We start from the raw sequence: 1,332 nt of genomic DNA, 5'->3' as shown, positions 1-1,332 counted from the left end.
TCTGCTTGATGTTGGCGGCCATCTCTTCCATCGAAGCCGAAGCCTCTTCGGCCGACGAAGCCTGTTCCGTCGCGCCCTGCGACAGCTGTTCGGAACCAGACGACAGCTGCTGGCTGCCGGTCGAAACATTTTCCGATGCGGCAATCGCGTCGCTCACAACGGCCCGCAGGCGTTCCACCATGTTGCGGAGAGCAATGCCCAGCGTGTCCTTTTCGGATGCGGGTGCAGGCGTGACGGTCAGGTCGCCATTGGAGATCTGGTCGGCCACATTTGCGGTCTTTCGCAGGTTGCTGGTCATCACGTTGATCGTATCGACCAGATCCTTGATTTCGTCGTTGTTCTTGAGCTCCACGTCCTGATTGAGGTCGCCGATTGAGACTGCTTCAGCCACAATCTGAATCTTCTTCAGGCCAGAAATAATGCTGAGGGCAATCCAGATCGCGACCCCGATGCCGAAGAGAACTGCAACGCTAACCGCAGCAATCATCGTGGAGCGAACAGCCCGATAGTTCTCAGCCGATTCGCTTTTGGTATTCTCCATCTGCTGTTTTTGAATGCCAACGAGCGTGTCGAGCGATGCTGTGACCGACTTGTTGATCGAACGAAGATCTCCGTTGGAATAGTCGATAGCGCCGACAAGGTCCCCCGAGGTCACGAGCCTTCTCAACTCGACTGCCTTCGAGGTGAAATTGTTCATGTCTTCCTCTACAGCGAGCCATGTCTGCTGATCTTCTGCCGTCGCAATGGCAAGACCGTTCTTGGCCAGTTCGATGCCGTCCGCAGTCAACTCTTCGGAGACCTTGAGGAATTTTTGGGATTCGTCGGTGGTTTTAGCCAGCAGGGCATTCTTTTGTTGCCGGATAATTTCGGAGAAGTTCCCGTCAATCGTCAGCGCATATTCCAGTCGTTTTGCAGGGCCTTCTGCCATGCCTGCCAGGTTATCGTTGACCGTGCTCAGGCTGATAAGGCTGTAGGCTGAGAGTGCTGCCAACAGCGTGACCATAAGCCCGAATGAAAGCGCGAGCTTGAGTTTGATTGTGAAGCGCATGTCGTCCCCGTAAGTGTGATGTATCAACAATGGTGGTCTAAAAGGACCTTTGAATATTCTCTTCGCGAAGACCGATACACTCACTCGCACGCGATCCGGTTTCCCGTATTTTTGGTATCGGGGAGCTTCCCCGATACCTGTGGCACGACCTCATTGCGTGCCGTTCCATGCTTGCCTCAGCAGACAGGATGGAGACGATTGGTCCCGTTTTCAGGCTGTCTGACGGAAATCTTCGTCATCACCGTCTGGACCGCCCATGCTCATGTCGAGGGCAAAACCATTCG

General features: G+C 54.4%; 1 protein-coding gene. It reads right to left on the bottom strand.

Annotated elements, in window-relative coordinates:
- A partial coding sequence (locus tag DMY87_RS23935; protein WP_114149349.1) for an MCP four helix bundle domain-containing protein occupies window positions 1–1,048 on the bottom strand: 1,048 nt, incomplete at its 3' end.
- Window positions 1,049–1,332 lie beyond the last annotated feature (284 nt).

Source organism: Peteryoungia wuzhouensis (assembly GCF_003205195.1).
Lineage (GTDB): Bacteria > Pseudomonadota > Alphaproteobacteria > Rhizobiales > Rhizobiaceae > Allorhizobium > Allorhizobium wuzhouense.
This window is presented reverse-complemented; position numbering and strand designations above follow the sequence as displayed.